The sequence below is a fragment of the Caulobacter sp. 1776 genome (assembly GCF_040545685.1).
Taxonomy (GTDB): Bacteria; Pseudomonadota; Alphaproteobacteria; order Caulobacterales; family Caulobacteraceae; genus Caulobacter.
Map to the genome: position 1 here is coordinate 200,371 of NZ_JBEPMI010000006.1, position 25,693 is coordinate 226,063.

The 25,693-nt window shown below is 66.9% G+C and carries 21 protein-coding genes and 2 pseudogenes; 17 read left to right on the top strand and 6 right to left on the bottom strand.

What is annotated here, in order from left to right:
- Positions 1-128 precede the first annotated feature (128 nt).
- From phnC to ABIC66_RS24255, 8 genes and pseudogenes are all read left to right on the top strand, one after another.
- The gene (phnC, locus tag ABIC66_RS17120; protein WP_354071494.1) at positions 129-938 is read left to right on the top strand and encodes a phosphonate ABC transporter ATP-binding protein; all 810 of its coding nucleotides are present in this window, start codon (positions 129-131) and stop codon (positions 936-938) included.
- The gene (phnD, locus tag ABIC66_RS17125) at positions 935-1,966 is read left to right on the top strand and encodes a phosphate/phosphite/phosphonate ABC transporter substrate-binding protein (RefSeq protein ID WP_354071496.1); all 1,032 of its coding nucleotides are present in this window, start codon (positions 935-937) and stop codon (positions 1,964-1,966) included. Before phnC ends, phnD begins: the two co-directional genes overlap by 4 nt.
- An 8-nt stretch (positions 1,967-1,974) precedes the next feature.
- Complete coding sequence (gene phnE / locus ABIC66_RS17130) at positions 1,975-2,790, top strand: phosphonate ABC transporter, permease protein PhnE (RefSeq protein ID WP_354071498.1); 816 nt, start codon at positions 1,975-1,977, stop codon at positions 2,788-2,790.
- A 392-nt stretch (positions 2,791-3,182) separates the two neighbouring features.
- Entirely contained in the window at positions 3,183-5,597 is a 2,415-nt protein-coding gene (locus ABIC66_RS17135) for a TonB-dependent receptor (RefSeq protein WP_354071500.1), read from the top strand.
- Positions 5,598-5,890: 293 nt separating this feature from the next.
- Positions 5,891-7,150, top strand: coding sequence for an OprO/OprP family phosphate-selective porin (locus ABIC66_RS17140; RefSeq protein WP_354071502.1), 1,260 nt, complete (start codon positions 5,891-5,893; stop codon positions 7,148-7,150).
- Positions 7,151-7,223: 73 nt separating this feature from the next.
- Entirely contained in the window at positions 7,224-8,267 is a 1,044-nt protein-coding gene (locus ABIC66_RS17145; RefSeq protein WP_354071504.1) for a substrate-binding domain-containing protein, read from the top strand.
- Positions 8,268-8,420: 153 nt separating this feature from the next.
- Positions 8,421-9,728: a hemolysin family protein gene (locus tag ABIC66_RS17150; RefSeq protein ID WP_354071506.1), complete on the top strand. Its 1,308-nt coding sequence runs from the start codon at positions 8,421-8,423 to the stop codon at positions 9,726-9,728.
- 809 nt (positions 9,729-10,537) lie between these two features.
- Positions 10,538-10,651: pseudogene (locus ABIC66_RS24255) on the top strand (hypothetical protein); the annotation flags it as partial.
- A gap of 32 nt (positions 10,652-10,683) precedes the next feature.
- On the opposite strand, the gene ABIC66_RS17155 reads toward ABIC66_RS24255, so the two are convergent.
- Together ABIC66_RS17155 and ABIC66_RS17160 are read right to left on the bottom strand one after the other, a co-directional pair.
- Entirely contained in the window at positions 10,684-11,775 is a 1,092-nt protein-coding gene (locus tag ABIC66_RS17155; RefSeq protein ID WP_354071507.1) for a glycosyltransferase family 4 protein, read from the bottom strand.
- Complete coding sequence (locus ABIC66_RS17160) at positions 11,775-12,605, bottom strand: UDP-2,3-diacylglucosamine diphosphatase (protein WP_354071508.1); 831 nt, start codon at positions 12,603-12,605, stop codon at positions 11,775-11,777. Before ABIC66_RS17160 ends, ABIC66_RS17155 begins: the two co-directional genes overlap by 1 nt.
- Positions 12,606-12,902: 297 nt before the next feature.
- On the opposite strand from ABIC66_RS17160, the gene ABIC66_RS17165 reads away from it, so the two are divergent.
- Positions 12,903-13,532 (top strand): TetR/AcrR family transcriptional regulator, encoded by a 630-nt coding sequence (locus tag ABIC66_RS17165; RefSeq protein WP_354071510.1) that lies wholly within the window; start codon positions 12,903-12,905, stop codon positions 13,530-13,532.
- Positions 13,533-13,534: 2 nt separating this feature from the next.
- On the opposite strand, the gene ABIC66_RS17170 is transcribed toward ABIC66_RS17165, so the two are convergent.
- The 3 genes from ABIC66_RS17170 to ABIC66_RS17180 form a co-directional block, all read right to left on the bottom strand.
- Positions 13,535-14,533 carry a cupin-like domain-containing protein gene (locus ABIC66_RS17170; protein ID WP_354071511.1) on the bottom strand — a complete coding sequence of 333 codons (999 nt, stop codon included), beginning with the start codon at positions 14,531-14,533 and terminating at the stop codon, positions 13,535-13,537.
- A 70-nt stretch (positions 14,534-14,603) separates the two neighbouring features.
- A complete protein-coding gene (locus tag ABIC66_RS17175) occupies positions 14,604-15,260 on the bottom strand; it encodes an exopolysaccharide biosynthesis polyprenyl glycosylphosphotransferase (protein WP_502910364.1) in 657 nt (218 codons plus the stop codon).
- 123 nt (positions 15,261-15,383) lie between these two features.
- Positions 15,384-15,851: an Lrp/AsnC family transcriptional regulator gene (locus ABIC66_RS17180; RefSeq protein ID WP_502910365.1), complete on the bottom strand. Its 468-nt coding sequence runs from the start codon at positions 15,849-15,851 to the stop codon at positions 15,384-15,386.
- 122 nt (positions 15,852-15,973) lie between these two features.
- Here ABIC66_RS17180 and ABIC66_RS17185 point away from each other — a divergent pair, with 122 nt between their 5' ends.
- The 4 genes from ABIC66_RS17185 to ABIC66_RS17200 all read left to right on the top strand — a co-directional run bounded on the left by ABIC66_RS17185 (position 15,974) and on the right by ABIC66_RS17200 (position 19,960).
- Positions 15,974-16,243, top strand: coding sequence for a DUF6356 family protein (locus ABIC66_RS17185; RefSeq protein WP_354071516.1), 270 nt, complete (start codon positions 15,974-15,976; stop codon positions 16,241-16,243).
- The gene (locus tag ABIC66_RS17190) at positions 16,240-17,244 is read left to right on the top strand and encodes a putative sulfate exporter family transporter (protein WP_354071518.1); all 1,005 of its coding nucleotides are present in this window, start codon (positions 16,240-16,242) and stop codon (positions 17,242-17,244) included. The genes ABIC66_RS17185 and ABIC66_RS17190 overlap by 4 nt, the downstream gene beginning before the upstream one ends.
- A gap of 67 nt (positions 17,245-17,311) precedes the next feature.
- Positions 17,312-18,736, top strand: coding sequence for an amino acid permease (locus tag ABIC66_RS17195; protein WP_354071519.1), 1,425 nt, complete (start codon positions 17,312-17,314; stop codon positions 18,734-18,736).
- Between the two features lie 75 nt (positions 18,737-18,811).
- A complete protein-coding gene (locus ABIC66_RS17200; protein WP_354071521.1) occupies positions 18,812-19,960 on the top strand; it encodes an acyl-CoA dehydrogenase family protein in 1,149 nt (382 codons plus the stop codon).
- A 118-nt stretch (positions 19,961-20,078) separates the two neighbouring features.
- Here the strand turns inward: ABIC66_RS17200 and ABIC66_RS17205 are convergent, their stop codons facing one another.
- Positions 20,079-20,390: a hypothetical protein gene (locus tag ABIC66_RS17205; protein WP_354071523.1), complete on the bottom strand. Its 312-nt coding sequence runs from the start codon at positions 20,388-20,390 to the stop codon at positions 20,079-20,081.
- 305 nt (positions 20,391-20,695) lie between these two features.
- Between ABIC66_RS17205 and ABIC66_RS17210 the strand changes: the two are divergent.
- The 4 genes and pseudogenes from ABIC66_RS17210 to ABIC66_RS17225 all read left to right on the top strand — a co-directional run bounded on the left by ABIC66_RS17210 (position 20,696) and on the right by ABIC66_RS17225 (position 25,693).
- A pseudogene (locus ABIC66_RS17210) lies at positions 20,696-22,716 on the top strand (methyl-accepting chemotaxis protein).
- On the top strand, positions 22,717-23,004 hold the full coding sequence (locus ABIC66_RS17215) for an STAS domain-containing protein (protein WP_354071525.1): 288 nt from the start codon (positions 22,717-22,719) through the stop codon (positions 23,002-23,004).
- Entirely contained in the window at positions 23,001-23,366 is a 366-nt protein-coding gene (locus tag ABIC66_RS17220) for a response regulator (RefSeq protein WP_010918320.1), read from the top strand. The genes ABIC66_RS17215 and ABIC66_RS17220 overlap by 4 nt, the downstream gene beginning before the upstream one ends.
- 65 nt (positions 23,367-23,431) lie before the next feature.
- Complete coding sequence (locus ABIC66_RS17225) at positions 23,432-25,693, top strand: chemotaxis protein CheA (protein WP_354071527.1); 2,262 nt, start codon at positions 23,432-23,434, stop codon at positions 25,691-25,693.

The window sequence follows — 25,693 nt, forward strand, 5'->3', positions numbered from 1 at the left end:
TCGAGCTCGGACAGCCCCGTACAAACCCGATAAGAGGCTCGGGCTGTCACAAATCCATTGCGAACCTCCACCAAACCGGAGAACGCATTTCCCAAGCCAAGAAACCACGTTAAGGATTCGCCCCGACCATGACGTCGGACCCCGTTCTCTCGATCCGCGCCGCCTCGAAGACCTTCGGGTCGCGCCGCGCGCTGGACACCGTCTCCCTCGAGGTCGCTCGGGGCGAGATGATCGCGCTCATTGGGCCTTCGGGTTCTGGGAAATCCACGCTTCTGCGCTCGATCGACGGTCTGCAGACCATCGACGAAGGTTCCAAAGGGGAAGAGGGGGGCGTGATCACGGCCTTCGGCGGCCCCGTGCAGGCCAAGGGCAAGGTCTCCGACCAGGTTCGCAAGGCGCGGGTCCGCATCGGCTTCATCGCCCAGCAGTTCAATCTGGTCGGCCGGCTTTCGCTGTTCAGCAATGTGGCCCTGGGATCGCTGGGCCGCATTCCGTTCGTCCGCGGCTTGTTCGGCGCCTGGCCGAAGGAGACGCGCGAGGCGGCCATGGCGGCCCTGGCCCGCGTCGGGGTGGCCGACTACGCCGCCCAGCGCGCCAACACCCTGTCGGGCGGCCAGCAGCAGCGCGGCGCCATCGCCCGGGCCCTGGTCCAGAAGGCCAAGATCATTCTCGCCGACGAGCCGGTCGCTTCGCTCGATCCCGTCTCGGCGCGCAAGGTCATGGAGATCCTGCGTGATCTGAATCAAAGCGACGGCCTGACGGTCGTCGTCACCTTGCACCAGGTGGACTACGCCCTGCGCTACTGCGACCGGGTCGTGGCCCTGAAGGCCGGCCAGAAGGTCTATGACGGCCCGGCCTCCGGCCTGAAGCGTGAAAAACTCATCGATATCTACGGCCCGGAATTCGAGGACGTATTCTGGGAAGGAGCTCCCCAATGATCAGCCGTCGTTCGGCCCTCGCCATCGCCGCCGGCTTCTCCGCCCTGGCCCTGGCCTCGTGCGGCAAGGCGCCCTCGACGCCGGCGTCCAAGGACACGGTGGTGTTCTCGATCCTGTCGACCGAGTCGGCCCAGAACATGGAGGGCTACTGGAAGCCCATCCTGGCCGACATGGAGAAGCAGACCGGCCTCAAGGTGAAGCCGTTCTTCTCGTCCAACTACTCGTCGCTGATCGTCGCCATGGGCGCCAAGCAGACCGACCTGGGCTGGTTCTCGAACCAGTCGGGCCTGGAGGCCGTGCGCCGTTCGGGCGGCGAGGTGTTCGCCCGCACCTTCGATCCGTCCGGCACCGACGGCTACAAGTCGGTGATCATCGTCCCGGCCGACAGCAAGCTGACCCTCGAGGGCCTGCTGAAGTGCGACAAGACCCTGAACTTCGGGATCGGCGACAAGAAGTCGACCTCGGGCACCCTGGCCCCGATGACCTACGTCTTCATCCCGGCCGGCAAGAAGCCCGAGACCTGCTTCAAGACCGTGCTCAGCGCCAGCCATGACGCCAACCTGGCGGCCGTGGCCAACCACAAGCTGGACGCCTCGACCAACAACACCACGGCCCTGCGCCTGAACGCCGCGCGCGCCGACAACAAGACCGCCAAGGTCAAGGTGATCTGGGAATCGCCGACCCTGCCGGAAGACCCGATCGTCTGGCGCAAGGACCTCGACCCGGTCATCAAGGAAAAGCTGCGCCAGTTCTTCCTGACCTATGGCCAGGGCGACACGCCCGAAGCGGCCCGGCAGCGGGCCAACCTGGCCAAGCTGTCGATGGGCGGCTTCAAGCCCGCCGACGACAGCCACCTGCTGGTGGTCCGCGAGATGGAAGCGCTGGAAGGCCTGGGTCTGGCCAAGGAGACCGGCGACCAGGCGAAGATCGCCGCCGCTCAGAAGACCCTCGACGGCATCAAGGCCGAGCGCCTCGCCGCCGAGGGCAAGGCCGGTCTCGTCGCGCCCGCCACGCCCGCCGCCAACTGAGCCGCTTCATGAGCGAGACCCTTCCGGCCGCCCCCAAACGTTCGACCACGGCGCTGGCCTTCGACGCCCTGATCTGGGGCGGCGTGGCCATGCTGCTGATCGTCAGCTTCAAGCCGGCCGAGATCGACAAGTTCCCGCAGCTGTTCACCGAGGCGGGGCGGATGCAGGAGTTCGCGCGAGGATTCTTCTCGCCGTTCACCGATCCCAAGGCGTTCATGGCCGCCGACTGGGGTCTCTATGTCGGCAAGATGTGGCAGACGATCCAGATGGCGCTGTGGGGCACCTTCCTGGCCATCATCGTCGCCATCCCGCTGGGCCTGCTGGGCGCGCGCAACATCACGCCGGTCTGGATCCAGCAACCGGTGCGCCGGGTGCTGGACCTGATCCGCTCGATTCCGGACCTGGTCGTGGCGCTGATCTTCATCACCGCCGTGGGCCTGGGCCCGTTCGCCGGCGTCATGGCCCTGACCTTCAACACCGGCGGCGTGCTGGCCAAGCTGTTCGCCGAGGCGGTCGAGTCGATCGACAAGGGTCCCGTCGAGGGCGTGCGCGCCACCGGCGCGGGCAAGCTGCAGGAGGTCGTCTGGGGCGTGATCCCGCAGGTGGCCCCGCTGTGGACCAGCTACGCCCTCTACCGCTTCGAATCGTCGAGCCGCTCGGCCACGGTGCTGGGCCTGATCGGGGCCGGCGGCGTCGGCCAGGTGCTGCTCGATTCCGTCAATGCGTTCCAGTACGACCAGACCGGCTGCATCGTGCTGGTCATCGTGGTCGCGGTGTCGCTGATCGACCTGCTGTCGCAGATCATCCGCACGCGCCTCCTCTAGAACCCGCCTCTCGAAGAGCCCGGGCGCGCCCGTCGAACGCTGGCGCGCCCGCCGTGTTTCAGCGCGCCGCCGCCGTTGATCGCGGAGGCTGAGCTCGTCGCGACCGCAAGCATAGGCGGTCATGTGGTGGGCGAGATCCTCGCAATTTGTGTAAATGGCTCAAGCAGATAACATCGTTGCCGCGTTTTCGAGACTTAATCCCATAGCGGATGTCGAGTTTCAGTTTGGAAACACTTCGACATAAGATTCTCGCGTCGCGCGAATGAACAGCGATATTTGAACTGTCGCGGCGTGGCGCAAATTTATCACGTCTCAAAACCTACATAGCGGCGTCACTGAAGCATCATCGCTCAGGCCTATTGCCCCGGCCAACCAAAACAGGGGTACTCCTAATGCGGAACTATTTCGGGGGAGCGGCGATCGTCGCTCTGACCTTCGCCATGGGCTCGGCCGCCTACGCCGCCGACGCCGCGCCGGCGGGCGACGCCACGGCTCTGGACCAGGTCGTCATCACCGCCACCAAGCGTGAGACGAACCTGCAGACGACGCCGATCGCGGTGTCCGTGCTGAGCGCGACCTCCATGGCCGACCGCCACGCCGAGAGCCTGATCAGCCTGCAGGACGGCGCGATCCCCTCGTTGCGCGTCGCGACCTTCGAGGCCCGCCAGTCGGCCCTGACGGTCGGCATCCGCGGCATCGTGCCGTTCGACGCCAACCAGACCGCCCGCGACCAAGGCGTCGGCGTCTATATCGACGGCGTCTATCTGGGCCGCCAGCAGGGCTTGAACACCGCCCTGCTGGACATCGAGCGCATCGAGGTGCTGCGCGGCCCGCAAGGCACGCTGTTCGGTCGTAACACCGAAGGCGGCGCCCTGAGCATCGTCAGCAAGGCTCCGACCGGCGTGTTCGGCGGCCGCATCGTGGCCGGCGCCGGCAACTTCGGCGCCTATACCGGCGAGCTGCACCAGGACTTCCAGGAATTCAACGGCTTGTCGCTCAAGATCGACGCGCTGCTGCAACACCAGGATCCGACCGTGAAGAACCCGATGGCGGGTCAGGCCGGCTGGAACCAGTACGATCGCAAGGGCGGCCGCATCTCGGGCCTGTACAAGCCGAACGACAGCTTCAGCGCCCTGATCGCGGTCGACTATGCGAAGGACGAGAACACCCCGTTCTTCAGCCAGCTGGTCAACTACAACCCTTATGGCAAGCGCGTCCGCACGCTGGCCGAGGTGCAGGCCGGCCCGGCCAGCGCTCCCGCCGGCACGATCAACCCGCTGGCCTCGCTGGTGAAGGTCCACACCGACCGTCAGATGGTCTCGGACATCGGCACGGTTCAGCAGCCCAGCGTCGACAAGACCGGCGGCGCCACGGCCACCCTGAAGTTCCGCCTCGCGCCGAACCTGGAGCTGCGCTCGATCACCGCGGCGCGCGCCGTCGCCACCAATCAGTGGGACAATTCGGGCATCGAGGCCCGTAACGTGTTCGCGCCGAACGCCAACTTCGGCCGCTACAGCCTATCGGACCTGTACCAGAACCAGTACAGCCAGGAATTCCAGCTGGTCGGCGACTTCGGCGACAACTTCACCTATGTCGGCGGCCTGTACTACTTCAAGGAACACGCCAAGGAATCGGCCGCCACGCCGTTCACCAACGCCTGGAACGCCGACGGCACGGCCTACACGATCCGCACCTCGGCCGGGACGTCGAAGGCCGCGGCCGCGACCGCCGGCTGGGAGCGCGGCACGCGCTTCATCACCCGCGCCTCGGAAGCCGACGCCGAGAGCTACGCCGTCTACGGCCAGGGCACCTACACCCCGGCCTCGATGGAAGCGCTGCACCTGACGCTCGGTGGCCGCTACACCAAGGACAAGCGCGACGGCCTGCTCTACGTCGTCAACGGCAAGCCCACGAACTTCGCCTTCACCTACGACAAGGGCCGCTTCGACCCGCTGATGAACGTCTCGTACGACGCGGCCGAAGGCGTCAACCTGTACGCCAAGTACTCGACCGGCTACCGCGCCGGCGGCGCCAATGACCGCTCGCAGACCTTCCAGCCGTTCGACGCCGAAAAGGTCAAGTCGTACGAACTGGGCGCCAAGATGGATCTGCTGCAGAACCGTCTCCGCGTGAACCTGGCCGCCTACGCCATGGACCGCACCGGCACCCAGATCGACTTCGACAACGTCGACACCACCCCGGGCAGCCCGACCCAGGGCGCCCACACCGAGGAAACCCGCAACGCGCCGGGCACATCGAAGATCAAGGGCTTCGAAGCCGAGATCACCGCTCAGGTTTCGGAAAGCGTCGTCGTCGGCCTGTCGTACGCCTACACCGACGTGAAGATCCCGGCCGCGCCGTTCCCGTTCGCCGGCAATTCGGTCGTTCCGCTCGGCACGCCGTTCCCCGTGAACGTGGTCTACACGCCGCCGAATGCCGCCTCGGCCTATGTCGACTTCAAGCAGCCGGTCGGTTCGATGACGTTCCGCGCCCACCTGGACGCCAACTACGCCGACGCCCAGTACGCGTTCCAGACCGAGTTCGCCGACGTCTCGCCGACCGCCGCGCTGACCCAGCACGTCGCGGTGAAGACCGACAGCAGCTTCATCGTCAACGGCAACCTGGCGCTGGCCGACATCAACATGGGCGCGGGGGCGGCTTCGGCCAGCCTGTCGCTCTGGGCCCGCAATCTGCTGGACGAGTCGCACATCTACCGCATCTCCGCGGCCAACCGCGGCACGATCGGCGACTACGCCAACTTCAACCCGCCCCGCACCTACGGGATCGAACTGCGGGTGAAGTACTAGACCTGAAATGAGGAAGGGGCGGTCTCGCGACAGGCCGCTCCTTCCGAACTTCGGTGAAGCCCACGGGGTCTGGACTGGGAACCCGGCTGCCCTTCCAGACTCCGTCGGTGGACGGACTTTCTAGCCAGTGACTTGTTGCCGGAACGACACAGGGTAACCGGTTGAAAACACTTGTCATCGGCTTGTCACAAGTCGGTGTCCGAAGCGTCACACGCCCCCGTTAAGCCCCAAAACATCCTGATCCCGCCCAGCCGGGTGAGAGAGGCAGGGGCACCTTCAAGGGGATATCTCACATGAGCACCAAGACCTCGCTGGTCGCCGGTACGGCGCTGGGCGTCGCGCTCGCGCTCGGTCTGGGCGTCGCGGCCCAGGCCCAGGACATGAGCTACAAGTGGAGCGGCGCTCCGCAGTTCAGCAACGACGACGTGATGTTCAAGTTCCGGGGGCGGATCCTGGTGGACTACGTCAACCAGGACGTCAGCCGTGACGGTCCCGGTGGCGACTTCAAGACCAGCAACTGGCGCGGTCGCCAGGTGTTCCTGGGCGTCGAAGGCAAGCTGAACAACTACTTCGCCTACAAGGCCGAAGGCGGCTGGGTGAACGGCGGCGCGGCCTCGTGGGACGACGTGGTCATCGAGTACAAGCCGAACGAACAGGTCTCGCTGCTGTTCGGGAACATCAAGGCCGCCGGTCTGGAAAACCTGACCTCGACCCGCTTCATCACCTTCATGGACCGCGGTCCGTACGGTGACTTCGGCGTCGACAGCTATCTGGTCAGCGCCGTGGCCAAGTACCAGGGCTTCAACTACTCGGCGACGCTGGCCGTGCAGGGCAACAGCATCAACAGCGCCGACGTCGCCAACGCCGGCGCCGACTCCAAGGAGCGCTTCGGCGTCACCGCTCGCGGCCACTGGGCCCCGATCAACAGCGACATCAACAAGCTGCACGTCGCCCTGTCGTACCGCTACCGCAACCGCGGGGACGAAAGCGCCTTCGCCTATACCGGCCGTACGAACACCGCCTACACCAACGGCACCACCTTCTACACCACCGGCGGCATCGGCAACCGCGACAAGACGCTGGCCGCCGAAGGCATGTTCATCCACGGCCCGTTCTCGGTCCAGGGCGAGTACTCGAACATCGACGTCACCCGCACGGGCGGCGCGGCGGTCGGCGGCGACCCGAAGATCAAGGTCGGCTACGCCTTCGTCAGCTTCTGGCCGACCGGCGAAATGCGCAACTACGATCCGGTCGCCGGCGAAGTGAAGCGTCCGAAGATCCTGAACCCGGTCACGGCCGGCGGCATGGGCGGTCTGGAACTGGCCGTGCGCTACGACTACGCCGACCTGGGCGACGCCTACGACACCCTGAAGGTCAAGCCGGCGACGTCGCAAGCCGGCAAGTACACGGGCTGGACCCTGGGCGTGAACTACTACCCGACGTCGTACGTCCGCTTCCAGGCCAACTACACGGACGGCAAGTCCGACAACATCGGCCTGAACCAAGATTACGACGTCAAGCAGTTCCAGCTGCGCGCGCAGTTGGACTTCTAAGAGACGCCGCGCTTACGGGCGGGCTCGCATGGCCCGCCCGCTCACCTGACGCTTCATTCCCTAGGAATTGATCATGAAGAAGCTCCTGTCCTGCGCGGCCGCCGCCGTCGCCCTGTCGGGCCTGGCCGCCGCCCCCGCCCACGCCGCCCGCGACTATGTCTGGGCCGCCGGCTCCTCGACCGTGTTCCCGTTCGCCACCCGCACCGCCGAAAACTTCGCCAAGAAGTCGGGCAAGAAAGCCCCGAAGGTCGAAAGCCTCGGCACCGGCGGCGGCATCAAGCTGTTCTGCTCGGGCGCCGGTGAGGGTTTCCCGGACATCGCCAACGCCTCGCGTCCGATGAAGAAGGCCGAGTTCGACGCCTGCGCCGCCAAGGGCGTCAAGGACATCATCCAGATCAAGATCGGCTTCGACGGCATCGTCATCGCCACCGACAAGGACGGCGCCGACTACAACTTCAAGACCGAGAACCTCTACATGGGTCTCTCGAAGACGGTCCTGAAGGGCGGTCAATTCATCGCCAACCCGAACAAGAACTGGGACGACGTGGCCGGCGGTCTGCCCGGCAACCGTATCCAGGTCTACGGCCCGCCGCCGACCTCCGGCACCCGCGACGCCTTCGTCGAACTGGCCATCGAGGCCGGCGCCCGCAAGTATCCGACCCTGGACGCCATCCGCTCGGACAACGAGAAGAAGTTCAAGGGCCTGGTCGACCCGCTGCGCAACGATGGCTGGATCGACGCCGGTGAAAACGACAACGCCATCGTCGGCACCCTGACCAAGACCCCGGGCTCGCTGGGCGTCTTCGGCTGGTCGTACCTCGAAGAGAACATGGACAAGATCAAGGGCGCCTCGGTCAACGGCGTGCGTCCCTCGGCCCAGACCATCTCGGACGGTTCGTACCCGCTGTCGCGCACCCTCTTCATCTACGTGAAGAAGGCCAATATCGGCGTTACGCCGGGCCTGGAAGAATTCCTGAAGGAATTCACCTCGGACGCCGCCACCGGTCGTGGCGGCTATCTGCAAGGCCGCGGCCTGATCCCGCTGCCCCCCGGCCAGCACGAAGCCCAAAAGGGCGTCGTGAACAGCAAGACCGTCATGGGCCGTCCGGCCGCCTAATCGGCGATCAAGTCCCAAGATCAGCGCCGCGGCTCTATGGGCTGCGGCGTTTTTCTTTGTATAGTGAACACGCCGGGCCGCTCCCCAAGCCCCGCCGTGGTCGCCGTCCGGCGACGCGTCCCCGACCCCCCGCGTCCCCGACCCCCAAGGGCCATGATCCTCGTCGCGCTCGTCGTCGTCTTTCTCCTCGTTCTGCTGAACGGGGTCTTCTCCATGTCCGAACTGGCGGTCGTCTCGGCTCGGAAGGCCCGGCTGCAAGGCTTCGCCGAGCGGGGCGACAAGGGGGCCAAGCTGGCCCTGGCCATGGCCGAGCATCCGACGCGCTTCCTGTCGGCGGTCCAGGTCGGCATCACCCTGATCGGCATCTTCGCCGGCGCCTACGGCCAGGCGACCATCGCCGGCGCGCTGGACAAGTGGCTGGAAGGCTTCCCGCCGATCGCCAAATATTCGGAAGGCATCGCCACGACGATCGTGGTCATCGGCCTGACCTACGTCTCGGTGATCCTGGGCGAGCTGGTGCCCAAGCGCCTGGCCCTGATGTTCCCCGACGCCATCGCCCGCCGCATGGCGCCGTTCCTGGCCGTGGTGGCCACGGTGCTGCGCCCGTTCGTGACGCTGCTGACCGTCTCCACCGCCGCGGTGCTGAAGCTGATGGGCGTGCGCGACGAGCGCAACAACGGCGTCACCACCGAGGAGATGGAAGCGGTGCTCGCCGAAGGCGCCGACGCCGGCCTGATCGAGCCCGAGGAGCGGGCCATGATCAACGAGGTGCTGCGCCTGGGCGATCGCCCGGTCCGGGTGGCCATGACCCCGCGCCGCGACCTGTTCTGGGTCTCGCTGGCCGACAGCCCCGAGACCGTGCTCAGCGAGATCCGGGCCAGCGCCCACTCGCGCATCCTGGTGGCCACCGACGACGATCTCGACGGCGGCGTCGGCGTCGTCCTGAAGAAGGATCTGCTGGACGCCTGCCTCGGCAGCGAGCCGCTGGACCTGAAGGCCCACGTCCAGCAGCCGGTCGCCATTCCCGAGACCATGTCGCTGCTGAAGGCCCTGCAGGTCTTCAAGCAGACCAGCCTGCACATGGCCCTGGTCGTCGACGAGTTCGGCTCGCTGCAGGGCGCGATCACGCCGCTGGACCTGCTGGAAATGATCGCCGGCGACTTCCCGGAAAACCACGAGGACGACGAAAAGCGCATCCTGCGCCGCGAGGACGGCAGCTGGCTGATCGACGCCCGCCTCGACATCCAGGAACTGAACGATCACCTGGGCGAGAACTTCGAGGCCAACGGCGGCTACCACACGGTCGCGGGTCTGATCCTGGATCGCCTGGGCCGTATCCCGGTCGAGGGCGAACACGTCGAGATCGGCGCGTTCGACCTGGAGATCGTCGACATGGACAGTTCGCGGATCGACAAGGTGATCCTGAAGCCCTGCAAGCGGAAGAAGGACGGGGCGGAGTAGGGGCGACAGGTCGGTTAAGGTCGGAAGTGGAGGCTTTCAATTTCCGCTCTCCCCGGCGAAAGCCGGGGCCCAGATCGAACCCCACAAGTTTGACGACTCGTATCAGGTCGTTGGCGCGTCAGCCCCAAACGCTCCGGATGAATCGGGGCCCCGGCTTTCGCCGGGGAGAGCGGGTGAAGGGGGAGCTTCGTTCTGAGAGGGTGTAACCACTCACCCTCCCATGCTGCGCATGGGCCCCTCCCTCTCTCTCAGAGAGAGGGATTTTCGGGGGCGATCACGGGGATTGAGCGGGCTGTATCCCCGGCGTTCGCGAGATAGAAGTCCACGAATTCAACCACTTCTCACTTTTACGCGCGTCTGAATGATCCGCGTTCAGAACCGCTGCACAATCATAGCTGTCCCCGTCGCAAGGGGAGGGCGCTTGGATCCGGCCCAAAGCGGCGGCGGGGATAGGTTGAGCGGGGCCGCGTGGGCGCCGCCTCGGTTCGGGTGGTGGTCTGTTCGTGGATAGATCCGGGACCACACGAAGGCCGAGGGGTTAGCCGAGCGCGGAGCGACAGGGCGGTGATCGATCTAAAGCCGCCTATCGTGGATCGCCGAGCTGGAGACGGAATAGCCGATCCAGTTGGTCCGCGCCCGTCCGGGGGCTCGTGGGGTCCCGAGCTGAAATACGCTCACGCCCCCCATCCTCACGGGCAAGAACAACCTGGCGGAGCGGACAAGCGAGCCGAAACGCAAAATCAAACTCACGGTCTCCGGGTTCGCCCGGCCGCTCCGTCGCCTCCCCACCAACTTCAGCGGTGAACCGCGTGAAGCCGATGTCCCTTGCCCCCACCGGGCCGCTTCGCGGCCGTTCGCCCCCGGAGGGGGCGGAAGGAAACCGTCTTCCCCCTCCGGGGGAGGAGCGCGCAGCGCGGAGGGGGCAAGTAGCCCGCCTTGAAACCGTGAATCGCCCTCAGGCCGCCGTTTTCTTGCGCAGGCGGGCCAGGCGGCGCAGGCGGCGCCAGAACCGGGTCTTTTCCGGTTCGGGATAGGGCTGCAGGTTGCGGAAGAACTCCTCGGCGCAGGCGCGCCACGAGAACTTCTCGGCGAACTTGCGGACCACGGCGCGGTCGAGGTCCAGGCAGGCCAGGCAGGCTTCCTTCAGGCCGTCCGTCTGGCCGGGGGCCAGCACGCCGGCGTTGGAGCCGGGAATGATGTCGACCGGGCCGGGAGCCGAGAAGGCCGCCACCGGCACGCCGGCGGCCATGGCCTCCAGGATCACCAGGCCGAAGGTGTCGGTCAGGGACGGGAAGCAGAAGACGTCCGCTCCCCCGAAGTAGCGGGCCAGTTCGTCGCCGAACTTGGCGCCCAGGAACTTCACCTCGGGATATTTCTCGGCCAGCTCCTCGCGCTGGGGACCGTCGCCGATCACGACCTTGGTGCCCGGCAGGTCGAGGCTGGCGAAGGCTTCGATGTTCTTCTCGACGGCCACCCGGCCGACATTGAGGAAGATCGGTCGCGCCAGACCCTCGAACGGGTCGGGGTCGCCCTCGGCGCGCGGCTTGAAGATATCGGTGTCCACGCCCCGCGACCACGGCGAGAGGTTGCGGAAGCCGTGCTTGGCCAGCTCGTCGCGCATGGTCGGCGTGGCCACCATCAGACGGCCCGACGGCTTGTGGAACCAGCGCATGTAGGTGTAGCCGGCCGCCAGCGGCAGCGGCAGGCGGGCCGAGACATATTCGGGGAACTTGGTGTGGTAGCTGGTCGTGAACGGCAGCTTCCATTCCAGGCAGATGCGGCGGGCGGCCAGGCCGATCGGCCCCTCGGTGGCGATGTGGATCGCCTCGGGCTCGAACGACTTGAAGCGCTCCTGCACCGGCTCATAGGCGCCGATGGCCAGCTTGATCTCGGGATAGGTCGGCAGTGGGAAGGTCGGAAACTGTTCCGGACTGACGACGTCGACCTCATGGCCCAGGGCGCGCAGTTCCTCGGTCACCCGGCTCAGGGTGCGGACCACCCCGTTGACTTGAGGTTCCCAGGCGTCGGTCGCAAGCAGAATTCGCATCAGGCGGCGGCCGGCTCCGGCAAGGGCTCGTCGATCGAGGTCGCGACCGTGCTGGCGCGGTCGATCACCGACCACGAGCGCAGCTTGGCCCATTCGAGGATTTCCAGGTGGCCGTCGGCGTGCTCGGCCAGCGCCGTGCAGCTTTCCACCCAGTCGCCGTCGTTGATGTACTTGACGCCGTCGATGTCCCGCATCTCGGCCTTGTGGATGTGACCACAGATCACGCCGTCCACCCCCCGACGTCGAGCCTCGTCGGCCACCGCGGCCTCGAAGTTCTCGATGAACTGCAACGCGTTCTTCACCTTGACCTTCAGATAGGCCGACAGACTCCAGTAACCGAACCCAAGGCGACGCCGGAGGCGATTCACCAGAGTGTTCAGCATGAGGATGGTTCTATAGGACCAATCCCCGAGGAAGGCGAGCCACTTGGCGTGCTGGACGACGCCGTCGAACTCGTCGCCGTGGACGACCAGGTAGCGCTTGCCGTCGGCGGCCTCGTGGATCACGTCGCGGGCCACGATCACGCCGCCGAAGTGGACGCCGCAGAAGTCGCGGATCCGGTCGTCGTGATTGCCGGGGACGTAGATCACCTCGGTGCCCTTGCGGGCCATGCGCAGGATCTTCTGCACCACGTCGTTGTGAGCCTGCGGCCAGTACCAGCCGCTGCGCAGCTTCCAGCCGTCGATGATGTCGCCGACCAGATAGAGCTTGTCGCACTCGATATGGCGGATGAAGTCCAGCAGCAGCTCAGCCTGGCATCCCCGCGTGCCAAGGTGCAGATCGCTGATGAAGACGGAACGGTAGCGGCGGACGGCGACGTCGGCGCTCATGGTCGAACCCCCGTTTGCAGCGCCGAGATCGTTCCGTCCCCGGATCGGAGCGATGGCGGCCAACGGCTGGCGATTAAGCTGATTGCATGTCGCTTTAATGAAATGCCGGTGCGGCGAATCTACCGATGATTAAGGCGAGGCTTCGGGCGAGGCTTCCCTGGCGTCAGCCTAGGGATTGCGCAGTTTCGGCGAGATCGTCAAAAATCTGGACCGCAAGCAACCCCTTTTGACGCTTGGCCTTGGCCAGGAAGCGGCAAGCCTGTTGCAGTGCAACATGCATCGCACTAAGTCACCCCGATGGACGCCGCCCGCCTCGCCAAGGACACCCCGAAGTCGCAGAAGACCCGCGCGCGGATTCTGGATTGCGCGATGCGCCTGATCGCCGAGATCGGCTATCACGCGGCCACCAACCCGGCGATCGCCGACGCGGCCGGCCTGACGCGCGGGGCGATGCTCTATCACTTCCCGACCCGCGAGGCCCTGGTCGAGGCCGCCGTGGCCCATATCCAGGCCGAGCGCTCGACGCTATTCCGCGCCGCCGCCGACAGCCTGCCGCCCGGCGCCGACGTCACCGAGCACGCGATCGACAGCTATTGGGACCTGCTGCACAGCGTTCCCTTCACCGCCTTCGCCGAGATGGAGGCGGCCGGCCGCACCGATCCGGCGATCCACGCCCTGCTGGCCCCGGCCCAGGCCGAGTTCGACCGCGCCCAGGCCGGCGACCACTTCCTGAAGATCCTGCACGCCGGGGCCGGTCCGCGCTTCCAGGCCAGCCGCGACCTTGCCCGCTTCATGCTGGAAGGCCTGGCCCGCACGACCCTGACCTACGACCGGGAAGGCCGGAAGGAGCGCCTGCTGATGCTGATCAAGCGCGCCACCCACATGCTGAACCGCAAGGGCGACATCCAGGACCTCTGGCCGGAATAGGCCTAGCCCGTCAGTTTCTGGCCCAGCACCCGCCGGATGCGCAGAGCGTCTTCCTCGCTCAGATCGCCCAGCATGCCGTGGACGCTTTCGGGCAGGTGCGCGGTGGCCGCCTCGGAATCGCCGAACACATAGTGATCGAAGGCCGTCTTCCAGGCCGCCCGCTGGTGGGCGGGCAGGGCGCGCAAGGCCAGTACCGCATGCAGGAAGGCGTCCATGGCCTGGCCGCGTCCGGCCGGCGCGTGGGCCCACCAATAGTTGGTCAGCAGGTTCACGGGCTCCAGCGAGCGCACGTGGTGCCACCAGAGATATGGAATATAGAGTGCGTCGCCCGGCGCCAGCTCGACCGTCTCGGCGACCTCCAAGGCCCGGGCGAAGCGCGGATGGCGCTCCAGGTCCGGCTCGTCGAACGAGACCATGCTGATCGGCGGGCCGCCGGGCGTTTTCTCGAACGGGCCGATATAGAGGTCGGCCACCGCCTCGGGCGGAAACAGGGTGAAGCGGCGGCGGCCGGCGACCACGCAGGCCAGGTTCTCGTACGGATCCTGGTGCGCGGCGACGATCACCCGATTGCCCAGCCAGAGCAGGGGCTCGACCTCGGGCTCCAGCAGCGGCGAGACGTTCTCGGCGCTGAAACCCGGCAGGTGGGCGCTGGTCGAGATCGACTGGGCGGCCAGGGTCGCGGGCCGCTCGACATCGCGATTGGCCAGCAGGAACGCGAAGCTCTTGGCCAGCCGCGCGCGGCCGCTCTGGAAATTGAAGCCGTCCAGCGCGTCGTTATAGAAGAAGCGTCCGCCGGCCTCGGGCGGGGCGATCAAGGTTCCGACCGGCTCTTGCCGATCGAAGCGCGCCAGATAGTCGAACAGAGCCTCGTCGCCCCGACGCGCGGCCTCGACCGCCGGCCAGTGCGACACCAGGCCCCGGAACACCACCGGCCGGGCGGCCGGGACGATCACGCCGTGGAAGCCGCCCGCGTCGACCGCGTTCATCTCGACAAGGGCCATGAGGTCACTGAACCGAAAAAGCTCTGACGGAGGTCAGGCCCACTCGTCGTTATCATGGGTTCCGGCGGCTTCAGTAGGCGTTTTCGGCGACCAGCAGGTGCGGCGCGGTCAGCAGCAGGATCCGAATGTCGCGCAGGAACGACCAGGTCTCGATATAGGCGACATCGGCCCTGACCCGCCGGGCCATGGCCTCGAGGTCGGCGGTGGCGCCGCGCAGGCCCTGGATCTGAGCCAGGCCCGTCAGGCCGGGACGGGCCCGGAAGCGCAGGGCGTAGCCGGGAATCGCCGCGCCGTACTGCGCGTCATGAGCCTGGGCGTGCGGCCGCGGCCCGACCAGCGACATGTCGCCCTTCAGCACGTTCAGCAGCTGCGGCAGCTCGTCGATGCTGGTCTTGCGAATGCAGCGGCCGACCAGGGTGACGCGATCGTCGTCACGCAGGGCCTGGACGACCCGCGTTCCGTTCTCCTGGCAATGCATCGAGCGGAACTTGTAGATCGTGAACGGACGCCCGTTCAGCCCGCCCCGCGTCTGACGGAACAGCGCGGGGCCGGGCGATTCCAGGCGGATCAGCGCCGCGACCAGCAACAGCAGCGGGCCGAAGAAGACCAGCAGGCCGAACGCGGTCACGACGTCGAAAAGGCGCTTGGCCGGATCTCGCGCGACCGGAAGCAAGCCATGCTCCGGCCGAGCGAAATCCGCCCGCGGACTAGAAACGACACCAGTCATGGTCCCCACCGTCCTCTGTCCGCGTGGAGACTGGCCAGTTGTGACCTAGCCTCCGCCGCGTCACGGTTAGAGCCCCGATCGCGGGGGCGGGGATGTGCGGATCGTCACAGCGGCGTCGATCCGTCAGGTCGGGCAGATCGGCAGCGCCGTCGTGAACTTGATCTGCTCCATCGCGAAGCTGGACGACACGTCGGTGAGCGGCGCGGTGGCGATCAAGCGCTTGTAGAACCGGTCATAGGCGGCGATGTCGCGGACCACGACTTTCAGCAAGTAGTCGACCTCGCCGCTCATCCGATAGAACTCGACCACCTCGGGTAGGGCCTTGGCCCCCGCCGCGAAGGTGGTCAGCCAGTCCTCGTCATGGCGGCCGGTCTTCACGGCCACGAACACGGTCAGGCCCAGGTCCAGGGCCTCGCGGTCCAGCAGGGCGACGCGGGCGGTGATCACGCCAGCGTCTTGCAGGCGCTTCACCCGTTTCCAGCAGGGCGTCTGGGTCAGGCCGACCCGCTCGGCCATGTCGGCGATGGCGACCGTGGCGTCGTCCTGGAGAATGGCCAGGATGCGCCGATCGGTTTGATCGAGATCAATCATCTCCAGGACCCACATATCGAAGAATGGGATTCTCCCTACGCCCGGATCGGCGCGCAATCCAGTAATGTCTTTCTTCGAATCGTCGCCATCATGGATAGCCTCGGCAATGCAGGGGCCTGCCAATGTTCGCGTCGTTCACCCGTCACCCGAAGTCCGTCGGCGAGACCTATGGCGAGCACATGGGCGTGGCCTGGAGCTTCGGCTTCACCCTGCTGGGCGCCGGCTTGGCCTGCATCGTCCACGGCATCCTGCCCTTCGCCTTCGAGCGCACCGGCAGCCAGACCGTTCGTCGCCTCAACGAGCGGCTGTCCAACCGCTGCGCCAAGGCCGATGCGCACTTCGCCCAAGGAACTATGAAATCCCCGGTCTCCGGCGAGACGGTCCACGGATGACCGCCGCCGCGCTTCGGCTTGGCGCGAGCCGCCTGGGTCCGGGCCTGGCGGCCGGCGTGCTGCTGGTCGTCCTGACCAAACTTCTGGCGCAGAGCCTGCACGCGCCCGCGCCGCTGATCGCGGTGGTGCTGGGCATGATGCTGGGCGCGCTGGGCCTGCAGGCCCAGCTGGGCGCCGGCCTCGACATATTCGCCAAGCCCGGCCTGCGCTTAGGCGTGGCCATGATGGGCGCCCAGATCAGCTGGGCCGAGTTCGCCGCCCTGGGCGGTCCGGCCATCCTGGCCAGCGGCGTCGTCGTGCTGGGCGGCCTGGCTATCGGCGCGGCCGCGGGCACGGCTCTAGGCTTGCCGGTCGCCGAGGCCCTGATCGCCGCCGCCGCCTGCTCGATCTGCGGGGCCTCCGCGGCGCTGGCGGCGTCGCAGGCCGCGCCGGCCAGTCCGGCCAACCAACGCACGACCGCCCTGGTCATCGTCGGGGTGAACCTGCTGTCGACCGTGGCCATGCTGGCCTATCCGCCTCTGGCCCACGCCCTGGGCCTGACCTCCCACCAGGCTGGCGTCTTCTTCGGCCTCTCGATCCACGACGTCGCCCAGGTGGCCGGCGCGGGGGCGTCGGTCTCGCCGGAGACCGCCAGCACGGCGGCCCTGGCCAAGCTGGCGCGCATCGTCTGGCTGGGCCCGGCGGTGATCCTGATCGGCTTGATGCTGACCCGCAGCAAGGAAGGCGGCGGCGTCGTCTCGGGTCTGAAAGCCCCGCCGCTCTTTGTCTTGGGCTTCGCGGCTCTCGCCGCAGCACGCGGACTGGGATTGATCCCGCCGATGCTGGTCACGACCCTGGCGACCTGCTCCAGCTTCCTGCTGCTGGCCGGGGTCGGCGCCATCTCGGCCAAGCTGGGGCCCAAGGCCCTGCTGGAGGTCAAGCCGCGCCTCGCGATCATGCTGGGAACGGTCACAGTGGCCGTCGCCATCCTCGCCTACGCCCTGACGAGAATTTTCTTCTAACGAACAAGCTTGGCGGGGGGCGAAACCCACTCCATGTTCCCCTCCAAGCGTTGGGAGGGACCCGGTTTTGAGTATCTGGACGCGCCGCAAGGCCATTGACACCATCACCGCGGGGCACGCGGACAGCCATCAGCTGAAGAAGACCCTGAGTTGGCCGCATCTGGTGGCGCTGGGCGTCGGGGCCATCGTCGGCACCGGCATCTATACGCTGACCGGCGTGGGCGCGGGTCTCGCGGGCCCCGGGGTCATTCTGTCGTTTCTGATCGCCGGCGCGGTCTGCGCCTGCGCGGCGCTCTGCTACGCCGAGCTGTCGACCATGATCCCGGCGGCGGGCAGCGCCTATACCTACAGCTACGCCGCCATGGGCGAGCCAGTGGCCTGGTTCGTCGGGTGGAGCTTGATCCTCGAATACACCCTGGTCTGCGCGGCGGTCGCCGTCGGCTGGTCGGCCCACGCCCACGGCCTGTTCAAGATGGCGGGCTTCCCGGACGCCCTGCTGGCCGGACCGCACGCCGGCGGCATCGTCAACCTGCCGGCGGTGATCATCTCGATGGCGGTGGCGGGCCTTCTGGCCCTGGGCACCAAGGAGAGCGCCACGGTCAACATGGTCCTGGTGTTCGTGAAGATCGTCGCCCTGATCATCTTCGTGATCCTGTGCCTGCCGTCGTTCGACGCTGGCCATTTCACGCCGTTCATGCCGAACGGCTTCGCGGCCACGCCGGGTCCTGACGGCGTCAAAGTCGGGGTCATGGCTGCCGCCAGCCTGATCTTCTTCGCCTTCTACGGCTTCGACGCGGTGTCGACCGCGGCCGAGGAGACCAAGAACCCCAAGCGCGACCTGACCATCGGCATCGTCGGCTCGATGGCGGCCTGCACGGCCATCTACATGATCGTCGCCGCCGTCGCGATCGGCGCCTCGCGCGCTGAGGTGTTCTCCAAGAGCGAGGCGCCGCTGGTCTTCATCCTCGAGAGCCTCAGCCATCCGAAGATCGCCCAGCTGGTGGCCCTGGCCGCCGTCGTGGCCCTGCCGACCGTGATCCTGGCCTTCATGTACGGCCAGAGCCGGATCTTCTTCGTCATGGCCCGCGACGGCCTGCTGCCGCGCGCCCTGTCGCGGGTGAACGCCAAGACCGGCACGCCGGTGGTCATGACCCTGCTGACCGGCGCCCTGTCGGCGGTGCTGTCGGGCTTCCTGTCGCTGAAGGACATCGCCGAGCTGGCCAATGCCGGCACCCTGGCGGCCTTCATCGCCGTGGGCCTGTCGGTGATCGTGCTGCGTCGGCGCGAGCCGAACCGTCTGCGGGTGTTCTCGACGCCGATCTGGCAGGTGGTCGCGCCCGCCGGCATCCTGGGTTGTCTCTATCTGTTCTACAGCCTGCCGCTGAAGACCCAGAAGTACTTCCTGATCGCACATTGCATCGGGGCGGCGATCTATCTCGCCTACGGCATGCGCAAGAGCGTGCTGGCCCAGGCTGAAAAGGCCGCCAGCTAGGGGTCTTCCATTCTCGAGGGTCATCGCTACAGTCGGCGTCAAAACAAGCGTTTGAAGCCGGGAGAAGCAAAGCGCATGGCCCTCGATCTGGAAACCCGCGAGCAGCTGATCGACACCGTCGCCCGCTTCGTGGCCGAGCGCCTGCGTCCGATCGAGGCCAAGGTGGCCGAGGACGACGCCGTCCCGGCTGACGTCATCGAAGAGATGAAGGCGCTAGGACTGTTCGGCCTGTCGATCCCGGAAGAGTTCGGCGGTCTTGGCCTGAACATGGAGGAAGAGGCGCTGGTGGCCATCGAGCTGGGCCGCGCCTCGCCGGCCTTCCGCTCGGTGTTCGGCACCAATGTCGGCATCGGCAGCCAGGGCCTGGTGATGTTCGGCGACGACGCCCAGAAGGCCAAGTGGCTGGAAGGCATCGCGTCCGGCGAGATCGTCACCTCGTTCGCCCTGACCGAGCCCGAGGCGGGCTCCGACAGCGCCGCCGTGCAGACTCGCGCCACGCTGGACGGCGACCACTACGTTCTGAACGGCGGCAAGCGCTTCATCACCAACGCCGGCAAGGCGTCGCTGTTCACGGTAATGGCTCGCACCAATCCCGACGTGAAGGGCGGGGGCGGGGTCTCGGCCTTCCTCGTGCCGCGTGACCTGCCCGGCCTCTCGGTCAGCAAGCCCGAGAAGAAGATGGGCCAGCAGGGCGCCCACATCCACGACGTCACCTTCGACAACGTCCGGGTGCCGGTCGAGAACCGGCTGGGCGCGGAAGGCGAGGGCTTCAAGGTGGCGATGCAGGTGCTGGACCGCGGCCGCCTGCACATCGCCGCCGTCTGCGTGGGCGTGGCCGAGCGCCTGATCGCCGACTGCGTGGCCTATGCGTCCGAACGCAAGCAGTTCGGTCAGCCGATCGCCAGCTTTCAGCTGATCCAGGCGATGATCGCCGACAGCAAGACCGAGGCCCTTGCCGCCAGGGCCCTGGTGCTGGACACGGCCAGGAAGCGCGACGCCGGCGTCAACGTCACCCTGGAGGCGGCGGCCTCGAAATTGTTCGCGTCGGAGATGGTGGGCCGGGTGGCCGATCGGGCCGTGCAGATCTTCGGCGGGGCGGGCTATGTCGCCGACTACGGGATCGAGCGCCTGTACCGCGACGTGCGGATCTTCCGCATCTACGAGGGCACCAGCCAGATCCAGCAACTGGTTATCGCCCGCGAGACCCTCAAGCGCGGCGGCTGACGGGGCGCCCTCAAGTATGGAGCGCGAAGACTTGCGGCGCTCCAGATAAGCAGACGCCCTCGCCGGTGAGCCCGGCGAGGGCGTCTTGTTTCCCCCTAGACGGTATAGCGCGTAAGACTTACGCGCCGCCCGGGAAGCGGAAGGGAACCTTCACGGTGCCGGTCTTGGCGCCCATCGGGAGCTTTTCGGCGATGCACATGGCGGCCTTGTCGAAGCCCTTACCAGCGGCGCTGTTGTCGACGACCTTGCAGTCCGAGAGCTTGCCGTCGGCGGCGCTGCACTCCAGCATCACCTGAGCAGCGTCGCGGGTGTTCGCGTACTGCTGCAGGCAACGGCCCATTTGGTCTTCGAAACCGCCGGCGGCCGAAGCGGCCTGAGCGACGAAAAAGCTGCCAGCGATTCCCGCGGCAATAGCGATCGGATATTTCATCCCGCTGCTCCTAGTAATGAATCCACGTCCAATGGACGACGCGCCAACCGGACAGGAGCAAAATCGCAGGTGTAAGTTAAGATATTCTGAGTCGGGCCAGAATATTCGGGGTTTACTTCCAGGTAACCATGGGCGGCTCTCTCGGAGACTCTCGTTCTTCGAGGCCCGCTTTATAGACTCCGCTGGGATTCAGCGGCTGGCGCCTGCGACCAAACGACCACACTGGCCCAGCCCGGGACTATTATGTCGAATTCCCTTTAACCAAGTCAGAGTCTGTTAGGACTCTATCGCGATTATCCCACTTCATGTTGGCGATCCGTGACTCGGAGCGCTGGTTGGAGGGGACCTCGCGATGAAACGAATTCGTCTCGTCGATTTACCGTTGATCATCAAAATCGGCTTCGCGCCGGCGTTCGCGCTGCTCATGCTGGCCCTGATGGCCGGCGGAGCCATCGTCGTTCAGAAAAGCCAGTCGGCCGCCCTGAAGCAGGTGGTGGAAACCGACATGCGCCAGAACATGGAGATCCAGAAGGTCTCCAAGCGCATCTCGAACATCAACGGCGAACTTTACACGGTGCTGACCCACAAGGCGGGCAACATCGACGTGGCCAAGAACGACGCCCGCATGGCGGCGATCCTGACCGAAACGGACTCGGTGAAGAAGGACCTGGTCGCGCTCAAGGCCAAGCTGCCCGCCGCCGAACAGCCCAAGATCGCCGAACTGATCAAGTCGCTCGACGAATGCCGCAGCGCCATCGATACGGTGAGCGGCATGATCGGCGTCGACTTCGGCATGGCCGTGGGCTTCATCGCGCCGTTCGAGGAACAGTACGCGAAGATGACCGGCCAGCTGGACCAGGTCGTCGCCGCCGCCAACAAGCGGATCGAGGGCGAAACCGCCAAGCGTCAGGCCGAAGCCACCGCCGCGATGAGCGTCACGATCGTGATGTCGCTGGTGACCCTGGCCGCCGTCGGCGCCCTGGCGTTCCTGACCGTCATGACCACCCGCAAGTCGATCGGCGACATCGCCGGCGCCACCGAGAAGCTCTCGAAGGGCGACAACGGCATCGATCTAGAAAAGCTGGAACGCGGCGACGAGCTGGGCGCCATCGTCCGCTCGCTCAAGGTCTTCCGCGACAATCAACTTCACCTCGACACCCTGCGCGCGGAGCAGGAAAAGTCGGCCGCCCTCACGGCCGATGAACGCCGCGCCAAGGAAGCCGCCGCCGCGGCCGCCGCTCAGGAGAGCGCCCTGGTCGTCAGCAGCCTGGCCGAAGGCCTGGAGAAGCTGGCCTCGGGCGACCTGACCTTCCGCGTCAGCGCCGACTTCCCCGGCGAGTACCGCAAGCTGAAGGACGACTTCAACGGCGCCATGGGCTCGCTGCAGGAGACGATGAAGGTCATCGCCGCCTCGACGGACGGCCTGCGCACCGGCGCCGACGAAATCGCCCACGCCTCGGACGACCTGTCGCGCCGCACCGAGCAGCAAGCCGCCAGCCTGGAACAGACCGCCGCCGCCCTGGACGAACTGACCGCCACCGTGCGTCGCACGGCCTCGGGCGCTCGCCAGGCCTCGGACGTCGTCTCGACGACGCGTGGCGAAGCGACGCATAGCGGCCAGGTCGTGCATCAGGCAGTGTCGGCCATGGGCGAGATCGAAAACTCGTCCAAGCAGATCAGCCAGATCATCGGCGTGATCGACGAAATCGCCTTCCAGACCAACCTCCTGGCCTTGAACGCCGGCGTCGAAGCCGCGCGGGCTGGCGAAGCGGGCCGCGGCTTCGCGGTCGTCGCTCAGGAAGTCCGGGCCCTGGCCCAGCGTTCGGCCGAGGCGGCCAAGGAGATCAAGGCTCTGATCTCCAGCTCGACCCAGCAGGTCAGCCAAGGCGTCAGCCTGGTCGGCCAGACGGGCGAGGCGCTGCAACGGATCGTGGCGAAGGTCGGCGAGATCGACGCCCTGGTCACCGAGATCGCGGCCTCCGCCGCGGAGCAGGCGACCGGTCTGAACGAAGTGAACACCGCCGTGAACCAGATGGATCAGGTCACCCAGCAGAACGCCGCCATGGTCGAGCAATCGACCGCCGCGACGCACTCGCTGAAGGGCGAAACCGGCGAACTGGTCCGCCTGATGGCCCGCTTCCAAGTGGGTTCTGGATCTTCGTCCTACGCTCGCCCGGCCATGGCCGACGCGGCGCATCACGCCCCGGCGCGCAATCCGGTGGCCGAGCAACAGGCTCGCCTGAGCACCTTCGCCCGTCCGGGCCGGAGCAGTGGTTCGGCGGCGGTCGCCCAGGCTCCCGCTACGGACGGTTGGGAGGAATTCTAAATGGCCGCTGCGATCGCGCTGCCCGAGACCCTGGACCTGAAGGCCGCGGCGCCCCTCAAGGCCGCCCTCCTGGAACGCCGCGGCGCGGCGATCACGGTGGAGGCCGACCAGGTTCGCCGGCTCGGCGGGCTTTGCCTGCAAGTCCTGCTGGCCGGTCGCAAGGCCTGGGACCAGGACGGTCAGTCCTTCACCATCAAGGGGCCTTCCGAGGCCTTCGTAGAAACCACCCGTCTATTCGGCGCCGAAGGGGCGCTCTTGTCGGCGGAATTCCAAGGAGCTGAATCGTGACGCGTACGGTTCTAACGGTCGATGACTCCCGGACCATGCGAGACATGCTGCGCATGGCCCTCGCCGGCGCCGGCTTCAACGTGGTCGAGGCTGTCGACGGCGAACATGGTCTGGAGGTTCTCTCCGCCCACCGCCCCGACGTGATCATCACGGACATCAACATGCCCAAGCTGGACGGCTTCGGCTTCATCGAGGCGGTGCGGGTCGACGACGACTATCGCGCCATCCCGATCCTGGTCCTGACCACGGAAAGCGACCCGGCCAAGAAGCAGCGGGCCCGCGAGGCCGGCGCGACGGGCTGGATCGTCAAGCCGTTCAACCCGGAAAAGCTGGTCGACGCGATCCGTCGCGTCGCCGCCTGATCCAGGCCAAGACCCAGTGCCCTTTTGAGTACCCGTTGCTAGACGCGAATTAGGACGTACGGGATATGGACGAGCTAGAGGCCATCAAGGTCACCTTCTTCCAGGAATGCGAGGAGCTCCTCGCCGACCTCGAGGGCGGTCTCCTGGCCATGGAAGAGGGGGCCGGCGACCTCGAGACGGTCAACGCCGTGTTCCGCGCCGTCCACTCGATCAAGGGCGGCGCCGGCGCCTTCGGCCTCGAGCCGCTGGTGCGCTTCGCCCACGTGTTCGAGACCCTGCTGGACGCCGTGCGCTCGGGCGCCGTGCCCAACACGGTCGAGCTGGCCGCCGTTCTGCTGCGCGCTTCCGACATCCTGGCCGACCACGTCAGCGCCGCTCGCGGCCTGGGTGATGTCGACATGGGCGCCTCGGCCGCCATGGCCGCCGAGCTGGAAACCTGGACCGATCCGAACGCCCAGCCGGTCGCCGCCGCGCCCGCCGTCGTGGAAGAAGCCGCTCCGCCGCCCGCGCCCGTCGTCGCCGAAGACGACGCCATGGACGACGACGGCCTCGGCTTCGTCTTCGTGCCCCAGACCATCTCGGTCGAGGCGCAGGCCGCCGACGCCGACCTGATCCCCTCCAACGTCTGGACGGTGTCGATCCGTCCGAAGTCGGACCTCTACCGCAAGGCCAACGAGACGGCGCTGCTGCTGCGCGAGCTCAACCGCCTGGGTCCGATCAAGGCGACGCTGGACGATCGCGCCCTGCCGGCCCTGGAAGACCTGGATCCGGAAGCCGCCTTCGTGACCTGGAGCGTCCGCCTCGAAACCGAGGAGGACGAGACCGCGATCCGCGAAGTCTTCGAATTCGTCGATGGCGACTGCGATCTGGAAATCACCCGTGGCGAAGCCGCCCTCGAGGACGCGCTGGCTTCGCTGCTGACGGTCGCCGAGACGCCCGCGATCGTCGAGACCGTCGAAGCCGCCCCGGCTCCGGTCGAGATCGCCGCGCCGGCGCCCGTCGCCGAAATCATTCCCGCCGCGCCGGCGCCCGCGCCGATCGAGGCCGCCAAGCCGGCCGCGCCCGCCGCGCCGACGCCGAAGGCCACGCAGGTCGAAGTCCCGGGGCCCGGCCAGTCGGTCATCCGCGTCGATCCCGAGCGTATCGATCGTCTGATCGACCTGGTCGGCGAGCTGGTCATCAACCAGGCCATGCTGGCCCAACGGGTCGGCGAATACGGAATCGCCCCGTCCTCCAACCTGGCCATGGGTCTCGACGAGCTGGAACAGCTCACCCGCGAGATCCAGGATAGCGTCATGGCCATCCGCGCCCAGCCGGTGAAGTCGGTGTTCCAGCGCATGCCGCGCCTGGTCCGCGAAGTCGCCAACATGACGGGCAAGCAAGCCCGCCTGGTGATGGACGGCGAGAACACCGAGGTCGACAAGACGGTCATCGAGCGTCTGTCCGACCCGATCACCCACATGCTGCGCAACGCCATCGACCACGGGCTGGAAGGCCCCGAGGAGCGCAAGGCGGCCGGCAAGAATCCCGAAGGCGTCGTGCGCCTGGCCGCCCTGCACCGCAGCGGCCGGATCGTCATCGAGGTCTCGGACGACGGCAAGGGCATCAACCGCGAGCGAGTCCTCTCGATCGCGGTCAAGAAGGGCCTGATCGCCCCCGATCTGCAGCTGACCGACGAAGAGATCGACAACCTGATCTTCCTCCCGGGCTTCTCGACCGCCGACAAGATCTCGGACGTGTCGGGTCGCGGCGTCGGCATGGACGTGGTCAAGCGCTCGGTCCAGGCCCTGGGCGGCCGCATCTCGATCACTTCGCGTCCGGGCCTGGGCTCGACCTTCACCCTCAGTCTGCCGCTGACCCTGGCCGTCTTGGACGGCATGGTGGTCGACGTCGCCGGCGAGACCCTGGTCGTGCCGCTGGCCGCCATCGTCGAGAGCCTGCGTCCGAAGCCGGAAGAAGTTCGCCCGCTGGGCCCCGTGGGCTCGGTGCTGGCCGTCCGCGACAGCTTCGTGCCGCTGATCGACGTCGGCCGCACCCTGGGCTATCGCGACACCAGCCCGCACCCGACCGAGGGCGTGGTGCTGCTGGTCGAGGGCGAGGACGGCTCGCGCGCCGCCTTGGTGGCCGACGCCATCCACGGCCAGCGCCAAGTCGTCATCAAGTCGCTGGAACAGAACTACCAGCAGGTCGAGGGCGTCGCCGCCGCGACCATCCTGGGCGATGGCCGCGTGGCCTTGATCCTCGACGTCGACGCCACGATCAATCTTCGTCGCCGCGAAGGCGGCGCGCCTCGCCCCACCGAACCCACCCTCATCGCAGCGGAGTAA

Coding starts and splice junctions, on each gene's coding strand:
- phnC (WP_354071494.1), top strand. CDS start 129: ATGACGTCGGACCCCGTTCTCTCGATCCGCGCCGCCTCGAAGACCTTC.
- phnD (WP_354071496.1), top strand. CDS start 935: ATGATCAGCCGTCGTTCGGCCCTCGCCATCGCCGCCGGCTTCTCCGCC.
- phnE (WP_354071498.1), top strand. CDS start 1,975: ATGAGCGAGACCCTTCCGGCCGCCCCCAAACGTTCGACCACGGCGCTG.
- ABIC66_RS17135 (WP_354071500.1), top strand. CDS start 3,183: ATGCGGAACTATTTCGGGGGAGCGGCGATCGTCGCTCTGACCTTCGCC.
- ABIC66_RS17140 (WP_354071502.1), top strand. CDS start 5,891: ATGAGCACCAAGACCTCGCTGGTCGCCGGTACGGCGCTGGGCGTCGCG.
- ABIC66_RS17145 (WP_354071504.1), top strand. CDS start 7,224: ATGAAGAAGCTCCTGTCCTGCGCGGCCGCCGCCGTCGCCCTGTCGGGC.
- ABIC66_RS17150 (WP_354071506.1), top strand. CDS start 8,421: ATGATCCTCGTCGCGCTCGTCGTCGTCTTTCTCCTCGTTCTGCTGAAC.
- ABIC66_RS17155 (WP_354071507.1), bottom strand. CDS start 11,775: ATGCGAATTCTGCTTGCGACCGACGCCTGGGAACCTCAAGTCAACGGG.
- ABIC66_RS17160 (WP_354071508.1), bottom strand. CDS start 12,605: ATGAGCGCCGACGTCGCCGTCCGCCGCTACCGTTCCGTCTTCATCAGC.
- ABIC66_RS17165 (WP_354071510.1), top strand. CDS start 12,903: ATGGACGCCGCCCGCCTCGCCAAGGACACCCCGAAGTCGCAGAAGACC.
- ABIC66_RS17170 (WP_354071511.1), bottom strand. CDS start 14,533: ATGGCCCTTGTCGAGATGAACGCGGTCGACGCGGGCGGCTTCCACGGC.
- ABIC66_RS17175 (WP_502910364.1), bottom strand. CDS start 15,260: ATGACTGGTGTCGTTTCTAGTCCGCGGGCGGATTTCGCTCGGCCGGAG.
- ABIC66_RS17180 (WP_502910365.1), bottom strand. CDS start 15,851: ATGATTGATCTCGATCAAACCGATCGGCGCATCCTGGCCATTCTCCAG.
- ABIC66_RS17185 (WP_354071516.1), top strand. CDS start 15,974: ATGTTCGCGTCGTTCACCCGTCACCCGAAGTCCGTCGGCGAGACCTAT.
- ABIC66_RS17190 (WP_354071518.1), top strand. CDS start 16,240: ATGACCGCCGCCGCGCTTCGGCTTGGCGCGAGCCGCCTGGGTCCGGGC.
- ABIC66_RS17200 (WP_354071521.1), top strand. CDS start 18,812: ATGGCCCTCGATCTGGAAACCCGCGAGCAGCTGATCGACACCGTCGCC.
- ABIC66_RS17205 (WP_354071523.1), bottom strand. CDS start 20,390: ATGAAATATCCGATCGCTATTGCCGCGGGAATCGCTGGCAGCTTTTTC.
- ABIC66_RS17215 (WP_354071525.1), top strand. CDS start 22,717: ATGGCCGCTGCGATCGCGCTGCCCGAGACCCTGGACCTGAAGGCCGCG.
- ABIC66_RS17225 (WP_354071527.1), top strand. CDS start 23,432: ATGGACGAGCTAGAGGCCATCAAGGTCACCTTCTTCCAGGAATGCGAG.